The sequence below is a fragment of the Streptomyces sp. Act143 genome (assembly GCF_003143935.1).
In the GTDB taxonomy this organism is placed as follows: Bacteria; Actinomycetota; Actinomycetes; order Streptomycetales; family Streptomycetaceae; genus Streptomyces.
The window spans coordinates 7,240,232-7,240,482 of sequence record NZ_QFRX01000001.1; the positions used below are offsets into that span (position 1 = coordinate 7,240,232).

The window sequence follows — 251 nt, forward strand, 5'->3', positions numbered from 1 at the left end:
CGCCGAGGCCGCTGCAGCGACTCCGGCCGCCGACTCCGCCGACGAGGACGCCGCTCCGCGCCGTACCCGGCGTCGCGCCGTCCGGCGGGCGTCCGCGCCGACCGGGTCCCCGGCCGCTGCCGAGAGCGCGGCCGCCGCCGAGACCGTCGTACCCGCTGCCGAGCCCCAGGCTGAGCCCCAGGCCGAGGCTGAGGCCGAGGTCGTCGAGGAGCCGAAGGCCGAGGAGGCCGCCGCCCCCGCGCCGCGTACGC

At 81.7% G+C, this 251-nt stretch carries 1 protein-coding gene; it reads left to right on the forward strand.

Annotation, left to right across the window (positions count from 1 at the left end; all coding sequences use genetic code 11):
• The coding region (locus DI272_RS46295; protein ID WP_258314757.1) for a hypothetical protein at nucleotides 1–251 on the forward strand (251 nt) is incomplete at both ends.